Genomic DNA, 1,178 nt, shown 5'->3' on the forward strand with positions numbered 1-1,178 from the left:
TCCACTTTGCAACAGCACCCCCCGGGCGATGTCATCGTCCAGGCCGGCCAGCATATTGAGCGCGGAAAACACTTCGGCGTTGCGGTCCACCGCACGTAGAGTGTGGCCCATCGTGCGGGCGGTGTTGGCGATGATGACCGCGTCCCCGGGCGTCCGTTTCTGGCTTGTCCGGGATACAGGTCCGCGGCCTTTCTCATCGCCGGGCCGGGCAGGTAGGTCACGCTACAGTGGCAGGCCCAGGCTACGACGATGGATAGGGCACCGATGGTGTTGGGCTGGTCGTCGATCGACAGCACATTGCCATGGGTTTTTTGAACTGGTCGAACACCTCAATGAGGTGGGATTTCTCCAGTGCTAAGGCTTTGTCCTAGATCTTGAGGTCGTCTGTTGCTATTGCACAGCCGTGGTGGGCGGTTTGGCCGACATCGAGTCCGAGGTAGACGTCGTAGATGGTGATGTCTTCCATGTTCGTCCTCTCCCTGGGGAGGTTGGTATGGGATTGTGGTGGAAGGTCACTGTGGTGGTCGGGCACTCGGTACGGACACCCGCATTACGAGGAGACTTCACGGAGACATTGCTGTGAGCCGTGTCCCTATTAGCCGTCAGCCTATGTCCTGGTACCTCGGCGGCAACACCTCCGGATCATTGTGTAGAACAACAGGGCGAATCAGCCATACCAAGGCCAGTGACTTGTCCCCGAGGATAGGGGGACACGATCAAGGTAACGGGGGGGAAGGATGGTCCTTTCTACAAACACCGCAGGAGCCTGCTGACCAGAACGGACTATCCCACCCCCTGCAGAAACAACGCCTGGACCTGCTGTGGAAATGCAGACGACGACTACGTCGTTCTGTAGGCCACCTGGCGGTTCTACCGGGTCCTGAACGCTGCACATAGTCACACGGCCAAGCCCCGGGGCAAGAAGCTGATGTGCGGGGTGATCAACACGCGGCGAAAGGGACTGCCTGCAGGCCTGGAGGAACTAGCGCAGCTGGTTAGGACTTTGTGGCGGCGTCGGGAGGATGTGCTGGCGTACTTCGACATCGGCGCGTCCAACGGGCCAGTCGAAGCCATCAACGGCCGGTTGGAGCATCTGCGTGGCATCGCCTTGGGCTTCAGGAATCTGGACCACGACCTCTTGCGGTTACTGATTCACTCGGGACAGCTGTAGAGCAGGA

Annotated in this window: 2 pseudogenes; one reads left to right on the forward strand and one right to left on the reverse strand. The window is 59.7% G+C overall.

Annotated features, from left to right (window positions below):
• Positions 1–466 (reverse strand): annotated as a pseudogene (locus ACT3UN_RS16455) (IS110 family transposase); the annotation flags it as partial.
• Between the two features lie 261 nt (positions 467–727).
• On the opposite strand from ACT3UN_RS16455, the pseudogene ACT3UN_RS16460 reads away from it, so the two are divergent.
• Positions 728–1,171, forward strand: a pseudogene (locus ACT3UN_RS16460) (transposase); the annotation flags it as partial.
• Between the last annotated feature and the right edge of the window lie 7 nt (positions 1,172–1,178).

This window comes from Corynebacterium sp. AOP12-C2-36, from assembly GCF_052379185.1.
Taxonomy (GTDB): Bacteria; Actinomycetota; Actinomycetes; order Mycobacteriales; family Mycobacteriaceae; genus Corynebacterium.